This window comes from Amycolatopsis sp. NPDC051061, assembly GCF_040682935.1.
In the GTDB taxonomy this organism is placed as follows: domain Bacteria; phylum Actinomycetota; class Actinomycetes; order Mycobacteriales; family Pseudonocardiaceae; genus Amycolatopsis.
This window is the reverse complement of the sequence record NZ_JBFBBZ010000055.1, coordinates 1-20,343: the sequence shown is the minus strand read 5'-3', so window position 1 is coordinate 20,343 and position 20,343 is coordinate 1. Positions and strand designations below refer to the sequence as shown.

Sequence of the window (20,343 nt, the reverse complement as noted above, 5' to 3'; positions counted from 1 at the left end):
CGAGATGCCCCGCCAGTCACGGGTGATGCCCCGCTGATCACGCGAGATGCCCCGCTGATCACGTGAAGGTGCCGTGCCGGCCCTCTCCGCCCGCGAACCGGGCCGCGCCGTCGACCGCCTCCGCCGCCAGCACGCCCGCGCCCATCGCCGCCCGGAACTCAGCCGCGAGCGCGTCCTCTTCGGACTTCCCCCACTGGTCGAGCGCCGAGAGCCGGTCGCCCCGCAGGCACGCCTGCGGGAACGCCGCGAGCTGCCGCGCCAGCTCCTGCGCCGCGGAAACGGCTTCACCGGCCGGCACGAGCCGGTTCGCCAGGCCGATCTCCAGCGCCTCGGCCGCCTCGACCGGCCGGCCCGTCAGGATCAGGTCCATCGCCCGCGACTGGCCGATCAGCCGCGGCAGCCGGACCGTGCCGCCGTCGATCAGCGGCACGCCCCAGCGGCGGCAGAAGACCCCGAACACCGCCGTGGCGTCCGCTACCCGCAGATCGCACCACAGCGCGAGCTCCAGCCCGCCCGCGACGGCGTGCCCGTGGACGGCCGCGATCACCGGCTTGCCGAGCCTCAGCCGGGTCGGGCCCATCGGGCCGTCCCCGTCCGGGTGGGTGCGGTTCACCCGGTCGGTGCCGATGGCCTTGAGGTCCGCGCCGGCGCAGAACGCGCCACCCGATCCGGTGAGGACCGCGACGGCGGCATCGGGATCGGCGTCGAACGTGCGGAACGCGTCGGCCAGCTCGGCCGCGGTCGGTCCGTCGACGGCGTTGCGGGCGGCGGGGCGGTCGATGGTGACCGTCGTCACTTCGCCGTCCCGCTCGACCAGCACGTTCCGGGTCATCGCCGCTCCTCGGGGCCGCTCGGGGTGATCGGGGGTTGATCGGGGTGTCTTCGGGGCAAGCCTTCCCTAGAGTATTGGCGTGGCCACTCCCAGGACGGGGACGGCGAGCCCGGGAGGAAGCGCATGTCGAGCGGCATGAAGAAAGTTCTCATCGTCGGCGTGGTCGCGCTCGTGCTCTTCTTCCTGATCACCCAGCCCACCCAGTCCGCCGACTTCGTGCACCGCGTCCTCGGCTGGCTCAAGGACGGCGCCGAAGCGATCGTGACGTTCTTCCGGTCGCTCTTCTCCTGACCACCGGAAACCCGCCTGACCGGCACCGCAGCGGGCGGCGCCGGTCGTCACCCTGTGTGTTAGCGGACGGTAAATCACTGAGTGTCACGAATCTCGGATTTCGGACTCAGCGCTCGACCATCCGGGTGGATTGCAGCCGAAAACGCGCAGGTCGGCGAATTCGTGCCTGCCGGGGTCTGGCGAAGGAGACCACCCCGGCCCTACGGTGCTCACATTGCGTGATCGGGTGGTTCGCCCTCCCCCCGGAGACCCCCGGTACGCAGGCAGTTTCCACTCAGCAAGGTGCAGGTTGGTGCGTGCGGCACCACCGCGTGGGACAGGTGTCAGGGCCTGTCCGTCGGGGACCTACCTAGGAGGCAGGGATGACCGGAGATCCCGGAGTGGACGCGCTGATCCGGCAATGGGCCGCCGAGCGCGAGCAGACCCCCGAAGAGCAGGAGGTCGACCGCATCGCGTCCGCGTGGCTGGCGGACGCTCCGGCGCAGGCCCCGGGCATCCCCGGCCAGCGTGCGCGCTCCGGGCAGCAGCGGTTCGTCCCGGTCGAGTCGGCCGACCCCGGTTACCTCGACGCCATGCGCCGACGGCTGCCGGAAGTGCCCGAAGAGCTCCTCACCGCCGCCGCGGGCTGGTGGCAGATGGTCGGCGGCGTCGCCGAGGCCGAGGAGTGGTGGGACGCCGGTCTCAGCCCGCTCGACCAGCGGGCCCTCGACTACCGGGCGGCCGGGCTCGCGCCGTCCGACCTGAGCCGCCGGCTCGGGCCGATGACCGTTCTGCAGCACCTCCGCCGCGGCAGTGCCCCGGCCTGGTGCGTCGCGCGGCTCGCGCGGCAGCAGAAGTCCGCCTGACCCTTTTCCGCACGGCCGGGTGAACCGGCGTGGTGAGACGATCGCGACGACCCGCGTAACGCTAACCTGCGCGGGCTCGTTGACACTTCGTCGACACCACGCTGGAGGACCGGAGTTTCGTGCGCACCAGGACCGGAAAGAACGAGGACGACCCGATCGACGCGAGCGTCGAGGAAGCCGCCCCCGCCGGACCGGCGCCGCGCTCCCAGAGCGTCGCAGTGCTCACCCGATTGGTCGTGGTCCTCGCCGTGCTGGCCGTGGCCGGCGGCGGGATCTGGCTCGTCACCCGCGCGTCGACGCCGGAGGCGAGTCCCACCACGACCGAAATCCCCGCCCTGCAGGTCAAGGCGGCCGACGTCCGGCCCGGGTCGGTCGCACCGGCCGGCGGCGCCGTCGCGGGCGGGGCCGAGCAGCAGACTTCTCCCCAGCAGGCCCACCGCACCGGTCCGGCGACGCTCACCCAGTGGGCGAGCCAGGTCGCGGCGGTCACCGGCGTCCCGGCGCGGGCGTTGCAGGCCTACGGCAACGCCGAGCTGGCGATGCGCGCGGACCAGCCGAAGTGCGAGATCTCGTGGGCGACGCTCGCGGGCATCGGCCGGATCGAGTCCAACCACGGCCAGTACGCGGGCGCCGTGCTCGGCGCGGACGGCCGCCCGTCGAAGCCGATCACCGGCGTCCCGCTCGACGGGTCCGCGGGCGTCCAGGCGATCGGCGACACGGACGGCGGCCGCTACGACGGCGACGCGGGGGTCGACCGCGCGGTCGGGCCGATGCAGTTCATCCCGAGCACGTGGCGCAAGTGGGCCGCCGACGGCAACGGCGACGGCCTCGGCGACCCCCAGCAGATCGACGACGCGGCCTTGGCGGCGGCGCGATACCTGTGCGCGGGCGGGCGCGACATGGCGAGCCCATCGGGGTGGTGGGCGGGGATCCTGTCGTACAACAACTCGACGGAGTACGCGCAGAAGGTGTTCGGCTTGGCGGACGGGTACGCCAAGGGGGCGCAGTCGGTGCGCAAGCAAGGCTGAGGTGCCCGCGGGTGGTGCTGGGCGGAGTCGGGTGTCGCGAATGAGTCATTCGCGACGGTTGGCGGGGTCATGAACGACTCTTTCCTGTCGTCCAGCGTCATGAACGACCCTTTCATGACGTCCCGCCCGGCAAACGTGACTTTGTCGGGCCCTGCCTGGGAGGGCGGGGGCCGGGCTTCTCTCAGTGGGCCAGTGCTAGCGTCGAAGCCGTGCCAGCTTCCCCTCCGCCGGTGGCTTCCCCCTGGGGGCGCCGGATCGCGATCGTTGCGACCTGTGTGGTGAGCCTGCTCGTCTGCTGTGGGCTCGCCTGGTGGCAGTGGGACCGCTTCACCTCGGCGAACGGCACCTTCCAGAACCTCGGCTACGTCCTGCAGTGGCCGCTCTTCGGCCTGTTCCCGGCCTTCATGTTCTGGCGGATCCGCAAGCTCGCCCAGAAGGCCGAAACCGACGGGACGGCGGACGAAACCCCGGCCCCCGTCGCCGAGGTGCCCGCCCCCCGCCTCCGCCCCGACGCCGTGGAGGCGCCGCTGACGGACGAGGACGAGGAGCTGGCCGCGTACAACCGTTACCTGCGCGAGCTGAACGCCCGCGATCAGCAGGCCGCAGAGTGAGGCCGCAGAGTGAGGACGTCCCGATGACCACCAGCACCGAAGGTGCCGCCCAGACCGCGGTGCCGCTCTCCGGCCCCCTGGTCCGGTTCCGCACCGCCGCCTACGTCACCGGTGTCGGCCTGCTCGGCCTCTGCTTCGTGATGGTGCTGCGCTACGGCTTCGACAACCCCACCCCGTCGGCCGTGTACTCGCCGATCCACGGCGTGCTGTACATGATCTACCTGGTGCTGACCATCGACCTGGCGATCAAGGCCCGCTGGTCGATCAAGGGCACCGTGCTCGTGCTGCTGGCCGGCTGCGTCCCGTTCGTCTCGTTCCTCGTCGAGCGCCGGGTGACGCACAAGGTCAAGGCCGGGCAGAAGCTGTAACCCGCCGGAACGTCAACGCCACCACGCACGTGCCCGCCGCGAACACCGCGGCCGTGGCGAACGCCGCCGTCATGCCGTCGACCACGAGCTGGGGTCCCGTCGCGCCCGACGAGCGGGTCGCCGACCCGAACACCGTGATCAGGACACCCAGCCCGAGCGTGCTGCCGACCTGCTGCATCGTCTGCAGCACGCCGCCCGCGGCACCCGCGTCCTCGCTGGGCACGGTGGCCATCACGATCACGTTCAGCGGCGCGAACGCCAGCCCGCCGCCGAGTCCCATCAGCAGCAGCGGCCCCAGCAACGCGGGGAAGTACGTGCTGTCCGTCGTGAGCAGCGCGAGCCAGGCCACGCCGGAGACCATCAGCAACGACCCCGTGACGGCCAGCGGCTTCGGGCCGTAGCGCGGGAGCAGCCGCGGCACGAGCCGGCTCATCGTGAAGATCAGCGCCGCCATCGGCAGGAACGCGAAGCCGGTGGCCAGCGCCGCGAAGTGCCGGATGTCCTGCATGAACTGGGTGAGGAAGAAGAACATCGACATCATGGCCATCGGGCCGAGGAAGAAGTTGACGTAGGCCGCGCTGCGGTTGCGGTCGGCGAACAGCCGGAGCGGGACCAGCGGCATCGCGGTGCGGGCTTCGATCGCGACGAACGCGGTCAGCAGCGCCAGGCCGCCGGCGAGCGAGCCGAGCGTCACGGGGTTGCCCCAGCCGTCGGACGCCGCGTGGGTGAAGGCGAACACGAGCGAGCCGACGCCCAGGGTGCCGGTGATCGCGCCGGGCAGGTCGAGGTGCGCGGGCCGGCGCTCCGGTTCGGGCACGAACCGCGGCGCGAGCAGCACGATCGCGAGGCCGAACGGGACGTTGATGAACAGCGCCGCGCGCCACGAGATCCACTCGGTGAGCAGGCCGCCGACGATCAGGCCGATCGCGAACCCGCCGCTGGACATCGCGGAGAACAGCGCCAGCGCCCGGACGCGGGCCTTGGTTTCGGTGAAGGTGGTCGTGACCAGGGCCAACGTGCTCGGCCCGGCCATGGCGGCGCCGACGCCCTGCAGGACGCGGGCGGCGACGAGCAGCGTGGCCGAGCCGGCGAGGCCGCCGGCCAGCGACGCGAGGGTGAACAGCGCGGTGCCCGCGACGAACATCCGGCGCCGCCCGAACAGGTCGCCCGCGCGGCCGCCGAGCAGCAGCAGACCGCCGAAGACCAGGCTGTAGGCCGTCATCACCCAGGACAGGCCGGTGGCCGAAAACCCCAGGTCGGACTGGATGCGCGGGAGCGCGACGTTCATCACGGTCGCGTCGAGGATGAGCATGAGCTGGCAGGTCAGGATGATCGCGAGGACCAGCCCGCTGCGGCGGGCCGGGGCAGGCTCGACCGCACGGTGGATCGTTTGCTGGGACAAGAGATACTCCCCCGAGGAGTAAGAGAAGAAGCGGAGATGTTCTCCACTTGCGTGCGATCCGATAATATGGAGAGCGTCTCCGGATGCGCAAGTGAATTCGGAGAATCTCTCCGGTTAAGTGGCGAGGAGGCCGGGATGCCGGGTGGGGACACGGAGCGTCCGATGCGGGCGGACGCGCGACGCAACTACGAGCGCATCGTCGCGACGGCGAAGGACCTCTTCACCGCCCACGGCGCCGATGTGCCGCTCGACGACGTCGCCAAGAAGGCGGGCGTCGGAGCGGGCACGCTCTACCGGCACTTCCCGACCCGCGAGAAGCTGTTCGAAGCGGTCTACCGCGACGAGATCGCGGTGCTCGCCGACCGCGCGTACGTGCTGCACGACGAGCTGCCGCCGTGGGAGGCGCTCGAGGCGTGGCTGATCGAGCAGGTCACTTGGGTCGTGGAGCGGCACAAGCTGGCCACGATCCTCAAGGAGTCGATCGACTCGGGCTCGGAAACCTTCCAGTACTGCCAGAAACGCCTGCGCGACGCGACCGGCGTCCTGGTCGACACGGCCCGGGACGCGGGCCTGATCCGGCCGGACGTCGTGGGGGCCGACGTCCTGCGCCTGGGCCACGGCGCCGGCATGGCGGTGCGCAACTGCAGCCCGGAAGACGGGAAACGCGTGCTGAACGTGATCCTGGACGGCCTGCGCGCGTGACGCAGGCCGCCCGGGGGGTCAGCTGCCGATCCCGGTGAGGGACCGGACCTCCATCTCCGCGTGCTTCTCCGCGTCCGCCTTCGGCTTGCCCACCAGGGTGCCGACGAACCCGCAGAGGAACGAGAACGGGATCGACACCAGGCCCGGGTTCTTGAGCGGGAACCAGGCGAAGTCGATGCCCTTGAAGATCGCGTCCGGGGCGCCCGAAACGACCGGCGAGAAGAGCACCAGCAGCAGGGACGCGGCCAGGCCGCCGTAGATGCCCCACAGCGTGCCCGTCGTGTTGAACCGCTTCCAGAACAGCGAGAACAGCAGCGTCGAGAGGTTCGCCGACGCCGCCACCGCGAACGCCAGCGCGACCAGGAACGCGATGTTCTGCCCGTTCGCCAGTACCCCGCCGACGATGGCCAGCGCCCCGACCACGATCGCGGTCAGCCGCGCCACCCGGACCTCGTCCGCCGGCTCCGCTTTGCCCTGCTTGAAGATGTTCGCGTAGACGTCGTGGGCGAAGGACGCCGACGCGGTGATCGTCAGCCCGGCCACCACCGCGAGGATCGTCGCGAACGCCACCGCGGCGATGATGCCCAGCAGCAGCGTCCCGCCGACGTGCAGGGCCAGCAGCGGTGCCGCGGAGTTCTCCCCGCCGGGCGCGGCCTTGATCTCGTCCGCGCCGACCAGCGCGGCCGCGCCGAAGCCGATCACCAGCGTGCACAGGTAGAACAGGAACATGCACGCCGTCGCCCACACCACCGAGCGCCGGGCCTCGCGGGAGTTCGGCACCGTGTAGAAGCGCATCAGCACGTGCGGCAGCGCCGCCGCGCCGAGCACCAGCGCCAGCGCCAGGGACACGAAGTCGAGCTTCGTGGTGCCGTTCTTGCCGTACGAGCCGCCCGGCTCCAGGAGCTTGTCGCCGAGCGGGCTGTTTTCCGCGGCCGAGGAGAGCAGGTTCGAGAACGAGAAGCCGAACTTGCCGAAGAGGAACACCGTGAGCAGCGCGCCGCACAGCAGCAGGATGGTCGCCTTGATGATCTGCACCCACGTGGTGCCCTTCATCCCGCCGACCAGCACGTACAGCACCATGACCAGGCCGACGACGCCGATCACCAGCGCCTGGCCGAGCTTGGAGTGGACGTTCAGCAGCAGCGCCACCAGGCCGCCGGCGCCGGCCATCTGCGCCAGCATGTAGAAGAAGGAGATCACCAGCGTCGACGTCGCCGCCGCCGCGCGGACCGGGCGCTGCTTCATCCGGAAGCTCAGGACGTCGCCCATCGTGAAGCGGCCGGTGTTGCGCAGCAGTTCGGCGATCAGCAGCAGGTCGACCAGCCAGGCGACGAGGAAGCCGATGGAGTAGAGGAAGCCGTCGTAGCCGTGCATCGCGATGGCGCCGGCGATGCCGAGGAACGACGCGGCCGACAGGAAGTCGCCGGAGAGCGCGATGCCGTTCTGGCGCCCGGTGAACGCGCTGCCCGCGGCGTAGTAGTCGGCCGTCGAGGAGTTCCGGCTGCTGGCCCGGTAGACGACGTAGAGCGTGATCGCCACGAAGAGGGCGAACACGGCGGTGTTGACGACCGGGTTGCTGGCCGGCGTCCCTTCGGCGGCGAGCGCGGTCATCGGCGGGTCCCTTCCGGCAGGCCCGCGCGGGCCCGCAGCTCGGCCACGCGGGGGTCGACGTGGCGGCGCGCGTAGCGCAGGTAGAGCCAGGTGACCAGCGCGGTGCTGGCGAACTGGCCGACGCCGAGCAGCATGCCGACGTTGACCTGGCCGAACACCTTGGTGCTCATGAAGTCGTGCGCGTACGCGGCCAGCAGCACGTACGTCATGTACCAGGCGAAGAAGGCGAAGCTCATCGGGAAGACGAAGGCCCGGAACCGCCGCCGCAGCGAGACGAACTCGCGGCTGGCCTGGATCGCGGCGTAGTCGGGGCCCGAGCGGGGAACGGGCCGGTGGTGCTGGCGGTGCTGGCTGTCGGACGGGCGGTCCCCGGTGAACAGGGCCGGCATCTGGCCGGTCTCTTCGAGGGGGTTGCCCGCCGCGGGACGCGCGACGTCGTACATGGGTGCCTCCGGCAGAGTGCCTCCGTGGCGGCGGGGCTCCGGGCGCCTGCGGACAGGGTGCCGGGCCGCCCTTGCGGACTGCGAGGCGAACATCGTAACTAGGCCGTCCGGCGGACATCGAAGGTGGCCGGTGGAGTAGCGCGCGGGGATGGCGAGGTATTCGATTTCCTGTCGAAAGCGTCGAATGCGCCATCGCTACAAGATCACGGCCGGATCACCCGTAATGATGAAAAGAATTGTGACGCCACGTTGTCGCATCCGGCGGTTGCTGCGGCGAACGGGGTAACCCCGTCGAAGGACGGTTCGAGCTGGTCACCGGGGGTAGTCGAAGTCCGGGAGATGGCCCCGGAGCGTGTCGTCCGGGTGCGGGCGGGGCGGCGAAGATCCACTGGTCAGCAGGCGGTCTCGAAAGAAATCACCAGGTCGGGGCCCGGCGGGGGGCAACGCCACAACATCGGGCACACCTTGAGACTTGACCCACTCGATGGGGGTACAGAGTGTAGATCGTCCGAGGTACTATGCTGCCCTGCATGGGCTAATCGGGTGACGGCCGGATGCCTGGGTGAGACGAGTCCGGTAACCGGAATTCCCTCTTCGGGGGCAGCGAGGTCGAATGTCGGGGATGATTTCCGGTCGGGAAAGCACTTTTCGCAGGTCAGCGCCCGGGTGGGGAACAAAATTGACCGTCCGGGCATCGGGGGTACGATTCTTTGGCCCAGCTGACCGCAGCGATCGATTGGCACCGATTAAGTTGATCTCGACGACCGTGCAGAACGCAAGTTGCGCCGTGCACGTGCACTGTCCCTTGCACGGGACTTCGGGACCAGCGCGACGGTGCCTGCCCGGTGACGGGCGCGCGGCCGGCCGGGCGGCCGGGGACGAGCGAGGGTACCGGGGACGCGGCAGGGCACGGGCGGCACGACCGTCCGGCGGCCCGCCGCGAGCCGGGACACCGCGCCGCCGACGCGGATCCATGACGCCGGACAGGGAGTCACTCACGTGACCGTTGCAGGAGAAGGTCAGGTGCCCGTGGGGGAGCTGCTCGGCCGAGCACCCCGGCGGTCCAAGGGGAAGGACGCGTGGCGCGCCCTCGTGCGCTGGCGCGACTGGAGCCTGCCCGTCAAGCTTTCGGCCGTCACCGTCGTCCCCATCGTCCTCGCACTGGTGCTCGGCATCACGACGATCGCCGGCCAGGTCGGCCGCTCGGGCGAGTACCAGCGGCTCGACCGGCTCGTCGAGCTCGGCGGCCAGACGCGTGCGCTCACCGGTGCCCTGCAACAGGAACGCACGGTCACCGCGGCGATGCTGACCGACGGCATCGTCGGCGGCACGCCCGGGCTGACCGCGGCCCGCAAGGCGACGGACGCCGCGGTCGGGCCGTTCACCGCGGCGCAGGCCCGCGCGTCCGCGGTCGAGCCCGGCGTCGCCGGTGCCGCCGGCGCGGCCACCGCGCAGGTCAACAACCTCGGCTTCCTCCGCCGCCAGGTCGACGGCGGCCAGCTCGACCCGGCGCAGGCCGTCACCGCCTACTCCGGGATCACCGGTTCGCTGATCGGCCTCGACACGGCGGCCACCGCGGGCGCCGGCGACGGCACCCTGGGCGGCACTCCCGCCGGGCTGCACGAGCTGCTCGTCGCGGGCGAGCAGGTGTCGCTCAGCCAGGCGATGGTCTCCTACGGCATCGCCCGCGCCGCGCTGACGCCGAGCGAACTGGCCACGCTGCGCGCCGCCGAGCTGCGGCTGGCCGACCGGCTCGTCGACTTCCGCTCCGCGGCGGGCGACACGCTGCAGCGCGACTTCGCGGCGATCGCCGAAGGCACGCAGGCGCAAGGCCGGGCCCGGATGGTCGAGTCCGTGCTGAACGCCCAGGGCGACGCGGTGGACGACGCCTTCCGCGCCCTGTCGGCGGCCGACTGGAACGCCGTGTCCGCGGCGATGCGGGCGCAGGTCGGCCAGGTCGCCGACCGGCTCGGCGCGTCGGCGTCGGCCACCTCGGCGCAGCTGGTCGACGACGCCAGCAGCGGCGCCGGCCTGCTCGCGGTGCTGCTGTTCGCCGCGATGGTGCTCGCCGTCGCGGTCGTCTTCCTCATCACCCGGCAGCTGCTGCGCTCGCTGAAGGCCCTGCGGCGCAGCGCCCTCGACGTCGCCGAGACCGCGCTACCCGAAGCGGTCCGCAACATCCAGGAGGGCCGCGCGCAGGGCACCGCCGTCGTGCCGGTGCCGGTGCAGACCGAGGACGAGGTCGGCGAGGTGGCGCGGGCCTTCGACAAGGTGCACCACCAGGCGCTGCGGCTGGCGACCGAGCAGGCCGCGATGCGCACCGGCTTCGGCAGCGTCTTCGTCAACCTGTCGCGGCGCAGCCAGAGCCTGGTGCAGCGGCAGCTGCAGCTGATCGAGCAGCTGGAGCGGGACGAGGAGGACGCCGACCAGCTGGCCACGCTGTTCCAGCTCGACCACCTCGCCACCCGGATGCGGCGCAACAACGAGAACCTGATGGTGCTGTCGGGCGCCGAGCCGGGCCGCCGGTCCGGCAAGCCGGTCGGCACCACCGACATGCTGCGCGCCGCCGTGTCGGAGATCGAGCAGTACCAACGGGTCCAGGTCCAGCCGCCGCCCCCGGCCCGGATCGTCGGCTACGCCGCGAGCGACCTGATGCGCCTGGTCGCCGAGCTGCTGGACAACGCGACGGCGTTCTCCGCGCCGGAGACCAGCGTGACCGTGGCGTCGCGGCTGGGCGAGGACGGCACGCTCAACGTCGACATCCTCGACAAGGGCATCGGCATGAACGAGGCCGAGGTCGCCGAGGCGAACACCCGGCTGACCGAAGCCGGGTCGGTCGACCTGGCCACCTCGCGCCGGATGGGCCTGTTCGTCGTCGGCCGGCTGGCCAGCCGGCACCGGATCGGGGTGTCGCTGCACGGCGGCAAGGACATCGTCGGCGTCCGCGCCACGGTCGTCGTCCCGGCGGAGCTGGTGATGCCGGTGACCGACGGCCCGAGGACGGGCCCGATCGGCGCGCCGCAGCAGCACCCCGCGAGCCCCGCGGCGGGCAACCGGTTGCCGCGCCGCCAGGTCAACGGCAACCACCGGCCGCGGCCGGTGGTTCCGCAGCAGCCGGCGATGGGGGAGGAGCGCTGGCCGTCGGCGAGCGACCTCGCCGGGCTGACGAACGGTCACGGCCCCACGGCCCCGCGCCCGCCGTCCGACCTGGAGATCTCCGGGACCGACCTGTTCGCCCCGCTGCCGAAGGACGACGACGTCCCGCCGCCGCCCCCGGTGCCCACGGTCCTGCCGGTGCCCGACCCGCCCCGCTCCGGGATCCTGCCGGCGGGCAAGGACCTGTTCTCCGCCAACGAAACGACGCTCAGCGACTGGTGGCGCCAGGCGACCGCGAAGCCGGAGCCCGCTCCGGCGCCCACGCCGCCTCCGGCCCCGGCGCCGGACCGCTCGGAGACGACGCCGATCTTCGACGAGATGCTGTCGGCGTGGTTCCGCGAGGACAAGCCCGCCGAGAAGCCGGCCGCCGCTTCGGAAGAGCCGGCCGCGGCGGAAGAAGCCGTGCCGGACAAGCCGGCCGCTCCGGAAGAACGACGCAGCTGGGACTTCGCGAGCGACGAGAACTTCCGCACGGTCCAGGCGGTCACGAAGTCGGAACCGACGGCGTTCACCGAGGCGGGACTGCCCCGCCGCCGGCGCGGCGAGCAGCTCATGCCGGGCAGCGCGACCCCGAACCCCGCAGCACCGGCGGCCCCGGCCCCGGCCCGCGCCGACCTCCCGGTCCGCGACCCGGCGGACGTGCGCGGGCGGCTGAGCAGCTTCCAGCAGGGCGTGACCCGCGGCCGCCAGCAGGCCCGCCGGGCCGCGGCGAACCCGCAGGCGCCGGCCGGGCCGGGCGAGTCGCAGCGGACTCCGGCGGCTCCGCAGCCGACTGCCGCCGCGCCTCAGCCGGACGCTTCGGCGCAGGCAGCCGGGACTGCTCGGCAGGCGCCGGCCTTCCCGCCGGGTGAACCCGCGGCCTCGCCGCAGCCGAACAGCCTGCCGCAGCGGGGGCAGCAAGGGGCCGCGCCCGCCTCGCCGCAGCCCGGTGGGAGCCGGCCGAACGGTTTGCCGCAACGGGGACCGCAGCCGGGTGCCCCGGTGCAGCACCCGGCGGCCTTTCAGCCGAACGGCTTGTCGCAGCCGGGTGAGCCGGCATCGCAGCAGCCTGGCGCGTTCCAGCCGAATGGCTTGTCGCAGCCGGACGAGCCCGCATCGCAGCAATCGGCGGCTTTCCGGCCGAGTGGCCTGTCGCGGCCGGGACAGGAACCCGCGGCTCGGCCCGACGCCCCGGACCGGTCCGTGCCGCAGCAAGGCGACCTCCGGCAGCCCGCCGCGCCGGAGCCCGGCGAACCGGCCGCTCGCCCGCAGCCCGCGCCGCTGCCGAGCCGGCAGCCGCGGCCGTCGCCCCGGCCGGCCCCCTTCAGCGCGCCGGACCAGCCGCCCCCGGCCTTCCCGGAGCCGGGCCAGGACACCGCCGGGGCACCGTCGGCCCTGCCGTCCCGCCGGGGCACCGCGCCGGAAACCCCGGCCCCGCGCCGCGAAGAGAGCGCCGTGGAGGCCACCGCCGAGTGGAACTTCGGCACCGATGAAGGCTGGAAAGCGGTGCAAGCGGTGTCCCAGTCGGCACCTGCCACGTTCACTTCGGCAGGATTGCCCCGGCGCCGTCGCGGGGAGCAGCTGCTCCCGGGCAGCGCCGGACCGCCCACCGGGGCCACGGCCCCCCGACCACAACGGGACGCACACGACGTGCGCGGCCGCCTGCGAAGCTTCCAGCAGGGCATCGAGCGCGGCCGCCACCGCACCGCGCGGGCCGAGACCAACCACGAGACACTGGAGGGTGAATGACCTCGCCGAGTAGCGCACAGCCGCCGCAGAACCAATTCGGCTGGCTGATCAACGACTTCGCGGAGCGGGTGCCCGGCGTGGCCCACGCCGTGGTCGTCTCGGCGGACGGGCTGCTGCTGAGCGCGTCGAACCGGCTGCCGCTCGACCGGGCCGACCAGCTCGCCGCGGTCGCCTCCGGCCTGGTCAGCCTCACCCAGGGCGCCGCCCGGTGCTTCGAAGCGGGTGCGGTCAACGAGACCGTCGTCGAGATGGAGCTCGGGATCATGGTGCTGATGTCGATCAGCGACGGGTCCTGCCTGGCCGTGCTCGCCGCCCCGAACTGCGACATCGGGCAGGTCGCCTACGAGATGACGATGCTCGTCGATCGGGTCGGCCAGATCCTGACCCCGGAGCTGCGCGCCCAGCTCCAGGGCTCGGGTGGGTCGCTGATCGGCGAACCGGTGGGATGATGGCGCGATGAGCACGGGGTCCGGATTCGGCGGCGAACCACCCGAGGGGCAGCGGCCCCCCGGGCGAGAGGACGACGGCACCTTCGCCGACGTCCTCAACGGGTTCACCCTGGATTCCGGCCGTGCCCGCCGGAAGCGCAAGAAGAACCAGGAGTCCCCGCCACCCCCGGCCGCCGGTGCGCACGCGGCCGCGGAACCGCCGGCGTCCGCGCCGTCGGCCGACCAAGGAGATCGAGTGACCTCTTTAGTCTCGCCCCCCGGCAGTACGGACGGGGACGGCCCCAGACCGGGCGGCCTGTTCGACCCGGGTCCGCCCAGCGGCGAGTTCCTCATGCCCGCGGTGTTCGAGCAGCCGCTCGCCCCCGAGGACCAGACGGCGATCGTCCGGCCCTACGCTCTCACCGGTGGCCGCACCCGCGCGAACTACGCCCTGGAGCTGGAGACACTGGTCTCCGCGAGGGACTACGCTGCCACCGGTGGCTTCCCCGAAGTGGCCGCGGAGCAGATCGAGTGCATCTCGATCATGGAAGAGTGCCGGACCCCCCGTTCGGTCGCCGAGATCGTGTCGGCCCTGCGGGTGCCTTTGGGCGTGGCCCGGGTGCTGATCAGCGACGCGGCCGACGCCGGGCTGGTCACGGTGCACAAGACGATAACGGGCAATGACGGCGCCGAGGCACATCTGGTGTTGATGGAAAGGGTTTTGAGTGGACTCCGTCGGCTTTAAGGCACCGCGGGACACCGCGCCCCCGACCATGACATCCGCCAAGATCGTGGTGGCGGGCGGCTTCGGCGCGGGCAAGACGACCTTCGTCGGGTCGGTGTCGGAAATCGTGCCGCTCACCACCGAGGCGATGATGACCGACGCGAGCGTCGGCGTCGACAACCTCGACCACACGCCGGGCAAGTCGACGACCACGGTGGCGATGGACTTCGGCCGGGTGTCGCTGGACGCGGACCTGATCCTGTACCTGTTCGGCACGCCCGGGCAGCAGCGGTTCTGGTTCATGTGGGACGACCTCGTCCGCGGCGCGATCGGCGCGGTCGTGCTGGCGGACACCCGCCGGCTGGCCGACTCGTTCGCGCCGATCGACTTCTTCGAAGACCGGGGCCTGCCGTACATCGTCGGCGTCAACACGTTCGACGGCGTGCTGGAGCACGACATCAACGACGTGCGCGAGGCCCTGTCGATCGACCCGAACATCCCGATCGTCCGCTGCGACGCCCGGGACCGCGAGTCGACGAAGCAGACGCTGATCACGCTGGTCGAGTACGCGATGCGCCAGTGGATCGCCCTGCGGGCGGCCAAGAACCGCTGACGCCGTCAGGGCCCGGGGGAGTCCCCGGGCCCGGCGCCGCTCACGCTCGGCGCAGGCGCAGCAGCACCACCCGTCCGTCGAACACGCGCGACTCGACCAGCTCCAGCCCGAGCCGCGGCGTGCCCTCGGCGAACGGGCGCTTCGTGCCGCCCAGGACGACCGGGTGGACGAACACCAGGTACTCGTCGATCAAGCCGCGCGCCGTCAGCTCGGCGGCCAGCTCCGCGCCGCCCATCAGCAGCAGGTCCTTGCCCGGCTCGGCCTTCAACGCGGCCACCGTCTCGGGTAGCGGGCCGCCGACCACCCGCGTGTTCCAGTCCGCCTTCTCCAGCGTCCGCGAGAACACCACCTTCGGCGTCTCGCGCCACACCGGCGCGAACGCGATGTCGTGCGGGTCGTCGGAGACCGACTCGGCGGTCGGCCAGAACGCGGACATCATGTCCCAGACCTTCCGCCCGTAGGCGAACTCGCCGCAGCGGGCGGCCATCTCCTGCGAGTGGGCCGACAGTTCGGGCCCCAGCACCGGCCAGTCGAACTCCCCGGCCGGGCCCTCGACGCAGCCGTCGAGCGATGTGTGGACCATGTGGACGATCTCGCGCATTTCCGTCTCCTCCTGAAGTGCCGGCACCAGGAGGTCGGAGCCGTGCGGGCGGACCGGACACGGCCGCCCGGAGTTTCTCAGTACTCGTCGTGGCGGCGCCACCAGGAGCTCGGCACGTCGTCGCCGTGGCTGTCCTCCTCCCACGCCTCCTGCCGTCCCAGCGGCGTGACGTCGAGGTAGCGGTGGGAGGCCAGGAACATCTCGCCGCCGCGGCCGGAGGTGAAGTACGTGCGGTGGACGTCGTCGCCGTCGCGCAGGAACACGCTCACCCCGAACCCCATGCCGACGCCGCAGTCCTCGGTGAACCCGCTGCCGTGCGCGGACACCCACGGCACGTCCCAGCCCATCCGCGCCTGGTACCGCTCGATCTCCGCCAGGGTCGCCGGCGCGACGACCTTGAGCGTGACGTCGCGGGCGTGCAGGTGCGCCAGGTGCGGCATGTTGTCGACGAGCAGCGAGCAGCCGGGGCAGCCCGCCTCGTCGCCGGGGTGCAGCATGAAGTGGTAGACGATCAGCTGACGGCGGCCCTCGAACAGGTCGAGCAGGCTGACTCGCCCGTCCGGGCCCTCGAACGGGTACTTCGCGTCGAAGCGGACCATCGGCAGCCGGCGGCGCTCGGCGGCGAGGCGATCGGCCGCTTTCATGTGCTCCTTCTCCTTGACCAGCAGCGCGTCGCGCGCCGCCTGCCATTCCTCCGGCGAGACGATCTGGGGCGTGGTGGCGGTCATCGGTCGTCCTTTCCTCGGATGAAGCCGGTCAGGTCGTCGAAGGCCGACGTCCAGCCTTCGTGGTGGCCGTCGCGCTCGGCGGCGGTCGGGAAGCCGGTCTGGGTGAAGGTCATTTCGGTCTTGCCGTCGAGGTCGGCGAAGCCGATCGTCACGAGCGTCTCCTGCTCCTGGGCTTCCCAGGCGAAGGTGAACACCAGCCGTTCGGGGCCGCTGACCTCGCGGTAGACGCCGTGCATCCAGTGGTCCTCGCCCTCGGGGGAGCGGATGCACGCCCGCCAGCGGCCGCCGGGGCGCGGGTCGACGGTGACGGCGGAGCAGGTGAAGCCCTGCGGACCGAACCAGCTCGCCAGGTGGTCCGGGTGTGTCCAGGCGGCGTACACGAGTTCGCGCGGAGCGTCGAAAACGCGCGTGATCTCCAGGTCAGGCATCGCCGGTCAGGCTCCTCAGGTGCTCCTCGAGGCGGTCGAACCCGTCGTCCCAGAACCGGCGGTAGGTCGCGACCCAGTCGGCGACGTCTGCCAAGGGTTTCGCCTCCAGCCGGCAGGGCCGCCACTGACGGGTGCGGCCGCGGGTGATCAGCCCGGCCTGTTCCAGCACCTTCAGGTGCCGCGAAACCGCGGGCAGGCTCATGGTGAACGGCTCGGCGAGCTCGTTCACCGTCGCTTCGCCGGCGGACAGCCGGGCGAGGATGGCACGCCGGGTCGGGTCGGCGAGCGCCGAGAAAGTCCGGCTCAACTGGTCAGTCGTCATTTCAGCACCTTGTTAATTAACGGACTCGTTAAACATAGCGCCGAGCTGGACGATGTCAAGTTCTCCCGCGACGGCCTGAGATCCGCGTCACGGATCCTCGGGTTTCCGATAGTAGGAAGTCAAAGTATTCTGGGGCGATGAGCAGTGAGCTGTACCGCCCCGCGCACCCCGTCCGGTTCGTCACGGCGTCGAGCCTCTTCGACGGTCACGACGCGTCGATCAACATCATGCGGCGGATCCTGCAGTCGCAGGGCGCGGAGGTCGTCCACCTCGGCCACAACCGGTCGGTCGACGAGGTGGCCACCGCGGCCATCGCCGAGGACGTCCAGGGTGTCGCCATCTCTGCTTACCAGGGCGGGCACGTCGAGTACTTCTCCTACCTGGTCGAGCTGCTGCGCGAGCGCGGCGCCGGCCACATCAAGGTCTTCGGCGGCGGGGGCGGGGTGATCGTGCGCGAGGAGATCGACCTGCTGCACTCGCGCGGCGTCGCCCGCATCTTCTCGCCCGAGGACGGCTACGAAATGGGCCTGCCGGGCATGATCAACCTGATGATCAAGGTCTGCGACGTCGACCTCGCGGCCGAGGCCCCGCCGCTGGACAAGGTGCTCTCCGGTGACGTTGCCGCCCTCTCGCGCGTCATCACCCAGCTGCAGGCGGAGCAGCTGCCCGGCGAGCTGCTGAGCGGCATCACCGAGGCCGCGGGCAAGCGCGAGGTGCCGGTGCTCGGCATCACCGGGACCGGCGGCTCGGGCAAGTCGTCGCTCACCGACGAGCTGATCCGCCGCTTCCGCCTCGACCAGGAGGACAAGCTGCGGATCGCGGTGCTCGCCGTCGACCCGTCGCGGCGCAAGGGCGGCGGCGCGTTGCTCGGCGACCGCATCCGGATGAACTGCCTCGACGGCTCCCCGGTGTACTTCCGCTCGCTCGCGACGCGCACGACGTCCGGCGAGATCCCGGCCGGGCTGAGCGAGGCGATCCAAGCGTGCAAGGCCGCCGGGTACGACCTGGTGATCGTCGAGACGCCGGGCATCGGCCAGGGGGACGCCGGCATCGTCGATTTCGTGGACGACTCGCTATACGTGATGACGCCGGAGTTCGGCGCGGCGTCGCAGCTGGAGAAGATCGACATGCTCGACTTCGCCGACGTCGTCGCGATCAACAAGTTCGAGCGCCGCGGCGCTGAGGACGCCCGCCGCGACGTCGCGCGCCAGCTGGTGCGCAACCGCGAGGCCTTCTCGCAGGGCCCGGAGGACATGCCGGTCTACGGCACGAGCGCGGCGAAGTTCAACGACGACGGCGTCACCGCGCTGTACCAGCACCTGCGCGGCCTGCTCGCCGAGCGCGGGCTGACCGTCTCGGCCGGCACACTCCCGAAGGTCGAGGGCAAGGTGTCCACCGACGCTTCGACGGTCATCCCGGGCAACCGGGCCCGCTACCTGGCCGAGATCTCCGAGACCGTGCGTGGCTACCACGCGAAGACCGAGGCGCAGGTCGCCGCCGTCCGCAAGCGCGAGGCGCTGGCGCTGGCGCGCGACGAGCTGTCCAAGGTGGACGCGTCGACCGACGCGCTGGACGGGCTGCTCGCCGCCGCGGAGTCCGATGTGGACAGCGAGTCGACCGAGCTCCTCTCGCGGTTCCGGGAGCTGGCCGAGGAGTACCGCCAGGACGAGCTGGTCGTCAAGATCCGCGACAAGGAGCTGCGCACGCAGCTGTGGCGCGACACGCTGTCCGGCAACCGGATCCCGCGCGTCGCCCTGCCGCGTTACGCCGAGTCCGGTGAGCTGCTGTCGTTCCTGCGCCGCGAACACCTGCCCGGATACTTCCCGTACACCGCGGGGGTTTTCCCGTTCAAGCGGGACGGCGAGGACCCGGCGCGGATGTTCGCCGGCGAGGGCGACGCGTTCCGCACCAACCGCCGCTTCAAGATGCTGTCGGCCGACTCGGAGGCGAAGCGGCTCTCGACCGCGTTCGACTCGGTGACGCTGTACGGCCACGACCCGCACACCCGCCCCGACATCTACGGCAAGGTCGGCACATCGGGCGTGTCCATCGCCTCGCTCGAAGACATGAAGGTCCTCTACGACGGCTTCGACCTGACGGCGCCGAACACGTCGGTGTCGATGACGATCAACGGCCCGGCGCCGACGATCCTGGCCTTCTTCCTCAACACCGCGATCGACCAGAAGCTCTCGGACTTCCGCGAGGAGCACGGCCGCGAGCCGTCCGACGCCGAGGCCGCCGAGCTGCGCGAGTGGGCGCTTCGCAATGTGCGAGGGACCGTCCAGGCCGACATCCTCAAGGAGGACCAGGGGCAGAACACCTGCATCTTCTCCACCGAGTTCAGCCTCCGGATGATGGCCGACATCCAGGAGTGGTTCATCGAGCACGGCGTCCGCAACTTCTACTCGGTGTCCATCTCCGGCTACCACATCGCCGAGGCCGGGGCGAACCCGATCTCGCAGCTGGCTTTCACGCTGTCGAACGGTTTCACCTACGTCGAGTCGTACCTGGCGCGCGGCATGGACATCGACGACTTCGCGCCGAACCTGTCGTTCTTCTTCTCCAACGGCATGGACGCGGAGTACTCGGTGCTCGGCCGCGTCGCGCGGCGGATCTGGGCCGTGGCGATGCGCGAGCGCTACGGCGCGAACGAGCGGTCGCAGAAGCTCAAGTACCACGTGCAGACGTCCGGGCGGTCACTGCACGCGCAGGAGATGAGCTTCAACGACATCCGCACGACGCTGCAGGCGCTCTGCGCGCTCTACGACAACGCGAACTCCTTGCACACCAACGCGTTCGACGAGGCGATCACGACGCCGTCGGAGTCGTCGGTGCGCCGCGCGATGGCTATCCAGATGATCATCAACAAGGAGTGGGGCCTGTCGAAGAACGAGAACCCGCTGCAGGGCTCGTTCGTCATCGACGAGCTGACCGAGCTGGTCGAAGAGGCCGTCCTGCTGGAGTTCGACCGGATTTCGGAGCGCGGCGGCGTGCTCGGCGCGATGGAGACGGGCTACCAGCGCGGCAAGATCCAGGACGAGTCGATCCTGTACGAGCGCAAGAAGCACGACGGCTCGCTGCCGATCGTCGGCGTCAACACGTTCCGCAACCCGCGCGCCGGCGAGGACGACGTCGAGGTCGAGCTGGCCCGCGCGACGGAGGACGAGAAGAAGTCCCAGCTGGACCGCCTGGCGGACTTCCAGCACCGCCACCACGAAGAGGCCCAGCAGGCGCTGAAGGCGTTGCGCGAAGCGGCGACCCGCGGCGGCAACCTGTTCGGGATGCTGATGGATGCCGCGCGGGTGTGCTCGCTGGGGCAGATCACCGAAGCGTTCTTCGAGGTCGGGGGCCAGTACCGGCGCAACGTCTGAGCCCGCGGTCGTGGGGTGGGGCGAAGTGTTGTAAACACATTAACAAAAAACACCAGGTAGAGGAGCGCAGGGGGTAAAAAAAAAGCAGAAAAGAGGGGGTGGGAAAGAGTG

At 71.2% G+C, this 20,343-nt stretch carries 19 protein-coding genes; 11 read left to right on the top strand and 8 right to left on the bottom strand.

Annotation, left to right across the window (positions count from 1 at the left end; genetic code table 11):
- Nucleotides 1-58: 58 nt before the first annotated feature.
- Nucleotides 59-832, bottom strand: coding sequence for a crotonase/enoyl-CoA hydratase family protein (locus tag AB0N03_RS43830; RefSeq protein WP_364385796.1), 774 nt, complete (start codon nt 830-832; stop codon nt 59-61).
- A gap of 135 nt (nt 833-967) precedes the next feature.
- Between AB0N03_RS43830 and AB0N03_RS43825 the strand changes: the two genes are divergently transcribed.
- From AB0N03_RS43825 to AB0N03_RS43805, 5 genes are all read left to right on the top strand, one after another.
- A complete protein-coding gene (locus AB0N03_RS43825) occupies nt 968-1,123 on the top strand; it encodes a hypothetical protein (protein WP_285483651.1) in 156 nt (51 codons plus the stop codon).
- A gap of 362 nt (nt 1,124-1,485) precedes the next feature.
- The gene (locus AB0N03_RS43820; protein WP_285483327.1) at nt 1,486-1,968 is read left to right on the top strand and encodes a helix-turn-helix transcriptional regulator; all 483 of its coding nucleotides are present in this window, start codon (nt 1,486-1,488) and stop codon (nt 1,966-1,968) included.
- Nucleotides 1,969-2,087: 119 nt separating this feature from the next.
- Nucleotides 2,088-2,996: a lytic murein transglycosylase gene (locus tag AB0N03_RS43815; RefSeq protein WP_364385793.1), complete on the top strand. Its 909-nt coding sequence runs from the start codon at nt 2,088-2,090 to the stop codon at nt 2,994-2,996.
- A gap of 230 nt (nt 2,997-3,226) precedes the next feature.
- Nucleotides 3,227-3,607: a hypothetical protein gene (locus AB0N03_RS43810; RefSeq protein ID WP_364385913.1), complete on the top strand. Its 381-nt coding sequence runs from the start codon at nt 3,227-3,229 to the stop codon at nt 3,605-3,607.
- Nucleotides 3,608-3,630: 23 nt separating this feature from the next.
- On the top strand, nt 3,631-3,975 hold the full coding sequence (locus AB0N03_RS43805) for a DUF3817 domain-containing protein (protein WP_364385790.1): 345 nt from the start codon (nt 3,631-3,633) through the stop codon (nt 3,973-3,975).
- Here AB0N03_RS43805 and AB0N03_RS43800 read toward each other — a convergent pair.
- Nucleotides 3,953-5,377 (bottom strand): MFS transporter, encoded by a 1,425-nt coding sequence (locus AB0N03_RS43800; RefSeq protein ID WP_364385787.1) that lies wholly within the window; start codon nt 5,375-5,377, stop codon nt 3,953-3,955. The genes AB0N03_RS43805 and AB0N03_RS43800 overlap by 23 nt on opposite strands.
- A gap of 135 nt (nt 5,378-5,512) precedes the next feature.
- On the opposite strand from AB0N03_RS43800, the gene AB0N03_RS43795 reads away from it, so the two are divergent.
- Complete coding sequence (locus AB0N03_RS43795; RefSeq protein ID WP_364385784.1) at nt 5,513-6,079, top strand: TetR/AcrR family transcriptional regulator; 567 nt, start codon at nt 5,513-5,515, stop codon at nt 6,077-6,079.
- Between the two features lie 18 nt (nt 6,080-6,097).
- On the opposite strand, the gene AB0N03_RS43790 is transcribed toward AB0N03_RS43795, so the two are convergent.
- Nucleotides 6,098-7,690, bottom strand: a complete 1,593-nt coding sequence (locus tag AB0N03_RS43790) for a cation acetate symporter (RefSeq protein ID WP_364385781.1) — start codon at nt 7,688-7,690, stop codon at nt 6,098-6,100.
- Nucleotides 7,687-8,133 carry a DUF485 domain-containing protein gene (locus AB0N03_RS43785; protein WP_364385778.1) on the bottom strand — a complete coding sequence of 149 codons (447 nt, stop codon included), beginning with the start codon at nt 8,131-8,133 and terminating at the stop codon, nt 7,687-7,689. Before AB0N03_RS43785 ends, AB0N03_RS43790 begins: the two co-directional genes overlap by 4 nt.
- A gap of 1,023 nt (nt 8,134-9,156) precedes the next feature.
- Here AB0N03_RS43785 and AB0N03_RS43780 point away from each other — a divergent pair.
- The 4 genes from AB0N03_RS43780 to AB0N03_RS43765 are packed head-to-tail and all read left to right on the top strand — an operon-like array spanning nt 9,157 to nt 14,782.
- On the top strand, nt 9,157-13,017 hold the full coding sequence (locus AB0N03_RS43780; RefSeq protein WP_364385910.1) for a nitrate- and nitrite sensing domain-containing protein: 3,861 nt from the start codon (nt 9,157-9,159) through the stop codon (nt 13,015-13,017).
- The gene (locus AB0N03_RS43775; RefSeq protein ID WP_155542171.1) at nt 13,014-13,466 is read left to right on the top strand and encodes a roadblock/LC7 domain-containing protein; all 453 of its coding nucleotides are present in this window, start codon (nt 13,014-13,016) and stop codon (nt 13,464-13,466) included. Before AB0N03_RS43780 ends, AB0N03_RS43775 begins: the two co-directional genes overlap by 4 nt.
- 7 nt (nt 13,467-13,473) lie before the next feature.
- Nucleotides 13,474-14,190: a DUF742 domain-containing protein gene (locus tag AB0N03_RS43770; RefSeq protein ID WP_364385775.1), complete on the top strand. Its 717-nt coding sequence runs from the start codon at nt 13,474-13,476 to the stop codon at nt 14,188-14,190.
- Nucleotides 14,191-14,218: 28 nt separating this feature from the next.
- Complete coding sequence (locus AB0N03_RS43765) at nt 14,219-14,782, top strand: ATP/GTP-binding protein (RefSeq protein ID WP_284741211.1); 564 nt, start codon at nt 14,219-14,221, stop codon at nt 14,780-14,782.
- A gap of 40 nt (nt 14,783-14,822) precedes the next feature.
- On the opposite strand, the gene AB0N03_RS43760 is transcribed toward AB0N03_RS43765, so the two are convergent.
- From AB0N03_RS43760 to AB0N03_RS43745, 4 genes are all read right to left on the bottom strand, one after another.
- Nucleotides 14,823-15,383: a dihydrofolate reductase family protein gene (locus tag AB0N03_RS43760; protein ID WP_364385772.1), complete on the bottom strand. Its 561-nt coding sequence runs from the start codon at nt 15,381-15,383 to the stop codon at nt 14,823-14,825.
- A 77-nt stretch (nt 15,384-15,460) separates the two neighbouring features.
- Nucleotides 15,461-16,111 (bottom strand): DUF899 domain-containing protein, encoded by a 651-nt coding sequence (locus tag AB0N03_RS43755; protein ID WP_364385769.1) that lies wholly within the window; start codon nt 16,109-16,111, stop codon nt 15,461-15,463.
- On the bottom strand, nt 16,108-16,539 hold the full coding sequence (locus AB0N03_RS43750; RefSeq protein ID WP_364385766.1) for an SRPBCC domain-containing protein: 432 nt from the start codon (nt 16,537-16,539) through the stop codon (nt 16,108-16,110). The genes AB0N03_RS43755 and AB0N03_RS43750 overlap by 4 nt, the downstream gene beginning before the upstream one ends.
- The gene (locus AB0N03_RS43745; RefSeq protein WP_364385763.1) at nt 16,532-16,861 is read right to left on the bottom strand and encodes a metalloregulator ArsR/SmtB family transcription factor; all 330 of its coding nucleotides are present in this window, start codon (nt 16,859-16,861) and stop codon (nt 16,532-16,534) included. Before AB0N03_RS43745 ends, AB0N03_RS43750 begins: the two co-directional genes overlap by 8 nt.
- 137 nt (nt 16,862-16,998) lie before the next feature.
- Here AB0N03_RS43745 and icmF point away from each other — a divergent pair, with 137 nt between their 5' ends.
- Nucleotides 16,999-20,232 (top strand): fused isobutyryl-CoA mutase/GTPase IcmF, encoded by a 3,234-nt coding sequence (icmF, locus tag AB0N03_RS43740; RefSeq protein WP_364385760.1) that lies wholly within the window; start codon nt 16,999-17,001, stop codon nt 20,230-20,232.
- Nucleotides 20,233-20,343 lie beyond the last annotated feature (111 nt).

Excerpts from the sequence above, each read along its gene's own strand:
- AB0N03_RS43760 (WP_364385772.1), bottom strand. The coding sequence starts at position 15,383 with ATGCGCGAGATCGTCCACATGGTCCACACATCGCTCGACGGCTGCGTC.
- AB0N03_RS43765 (WP_284741211.1), top strand. The coding sequence starts at position 14,219 with ATGACATCCGCCAAGATCGTGGTGGCGGGCGGCTTCGGCGCGGGCAAG.
- AB0N03_RS43825 (WP_285483651.1), top strand. The coding sequence starts at position 968 with ATGAAGAAAGTTCTCATCGTCGGCGTGGTCGCGCTCGTGCTCTTCTTC.
- AB0N03_RS43745 (WP_364385763.1), bottom strand. The coding sequence starts at position 16,861 with ATGACGACTGACCAGTTGAGCCGGACTTTCTCGGCGCTCGCCGACCCG.
- AB0N03_RS43830 (WP_364385796.1), bottom strand. The coding sequence starts at position 832 with ATGACCCGGAACGTGCTGGTCGAGCGGGACGGCGAAGTGACGACGGTC.
- AB0N03_RS43820 (WP_285483327.1), top strand. The coding sequence starts at position 1,486 with ATGACCGGAGATCCCGGAGTGGACGCGCTGATCCGGCAATGGGCCGCC.
- AB0N03_RS43785 (WP_364385778.1), bottom strand. The coding sequence starts at position 8,133 with ATGTACGACGTCGCGCGTCCCGCGGCGGGCAACCCCCTCGAAGAGACC.
- AB0N03_RS43805 (WP_364385790.1), top strand. The coding sequence starts at position 3,631 with ATGACCACCAGCACCGAAGGTGCCGCCCAGACCGCGGTGCCGCTCTCC.
- AB0N03_RS43750 (WP_364385766.1), bottom strand. The coding sequence starts at position 16,539 with ATGCCTGACCTGGAGATCACGCGCGTTTTCGACGCTCCGCGCGAACTC.
- AB0N03_RS43770 (WP_364385775.1), top strand. The coding sequence starts at position 13,474 with ATGAGCACGGGGTCCGGATTCGGCGGCGAACCACCCGAGGGGCAGCGG.
- AB0N03_RS43790 (WP_364385781.1), bottom strand. The coding sequence starts at position 7,690 with ATGACCGCGCTCGCCGCCGAAGGGACGCCGGCCAGCAACCCGGTCGTC.
- AB0N03_RS43775 (WP_155542171.1), top strand. The coding sequence starts at position 13,014 with ATGACCTCGCCGAGTAGCGCACAGCCGCCGCAGAACCAATTCGGCTGG.
- icmF (WP_364385760.1), top strand. The coding sequence starts at position 16,999 with ATGAGCAGTGAGCTGTACCGCCCCGCGCACCCCGTCCGGTTCGTCACG.
- AB0N03_RS43755 (WP_364385769.1), bottom strand. The coding sequence starts at position 16,111 with ATGACCGCCACCACGCCCCAGATCGTCTCGCCGGAGGAATGGCAGGCG.
- AB0N03_RS43795 (WP_364385784.1), top strand. The coding sequence starts at position 5,513 with ATGCCGGGTGGGGACACGGAGCGTCCGATGCGGGCGGACGCGCGACGC.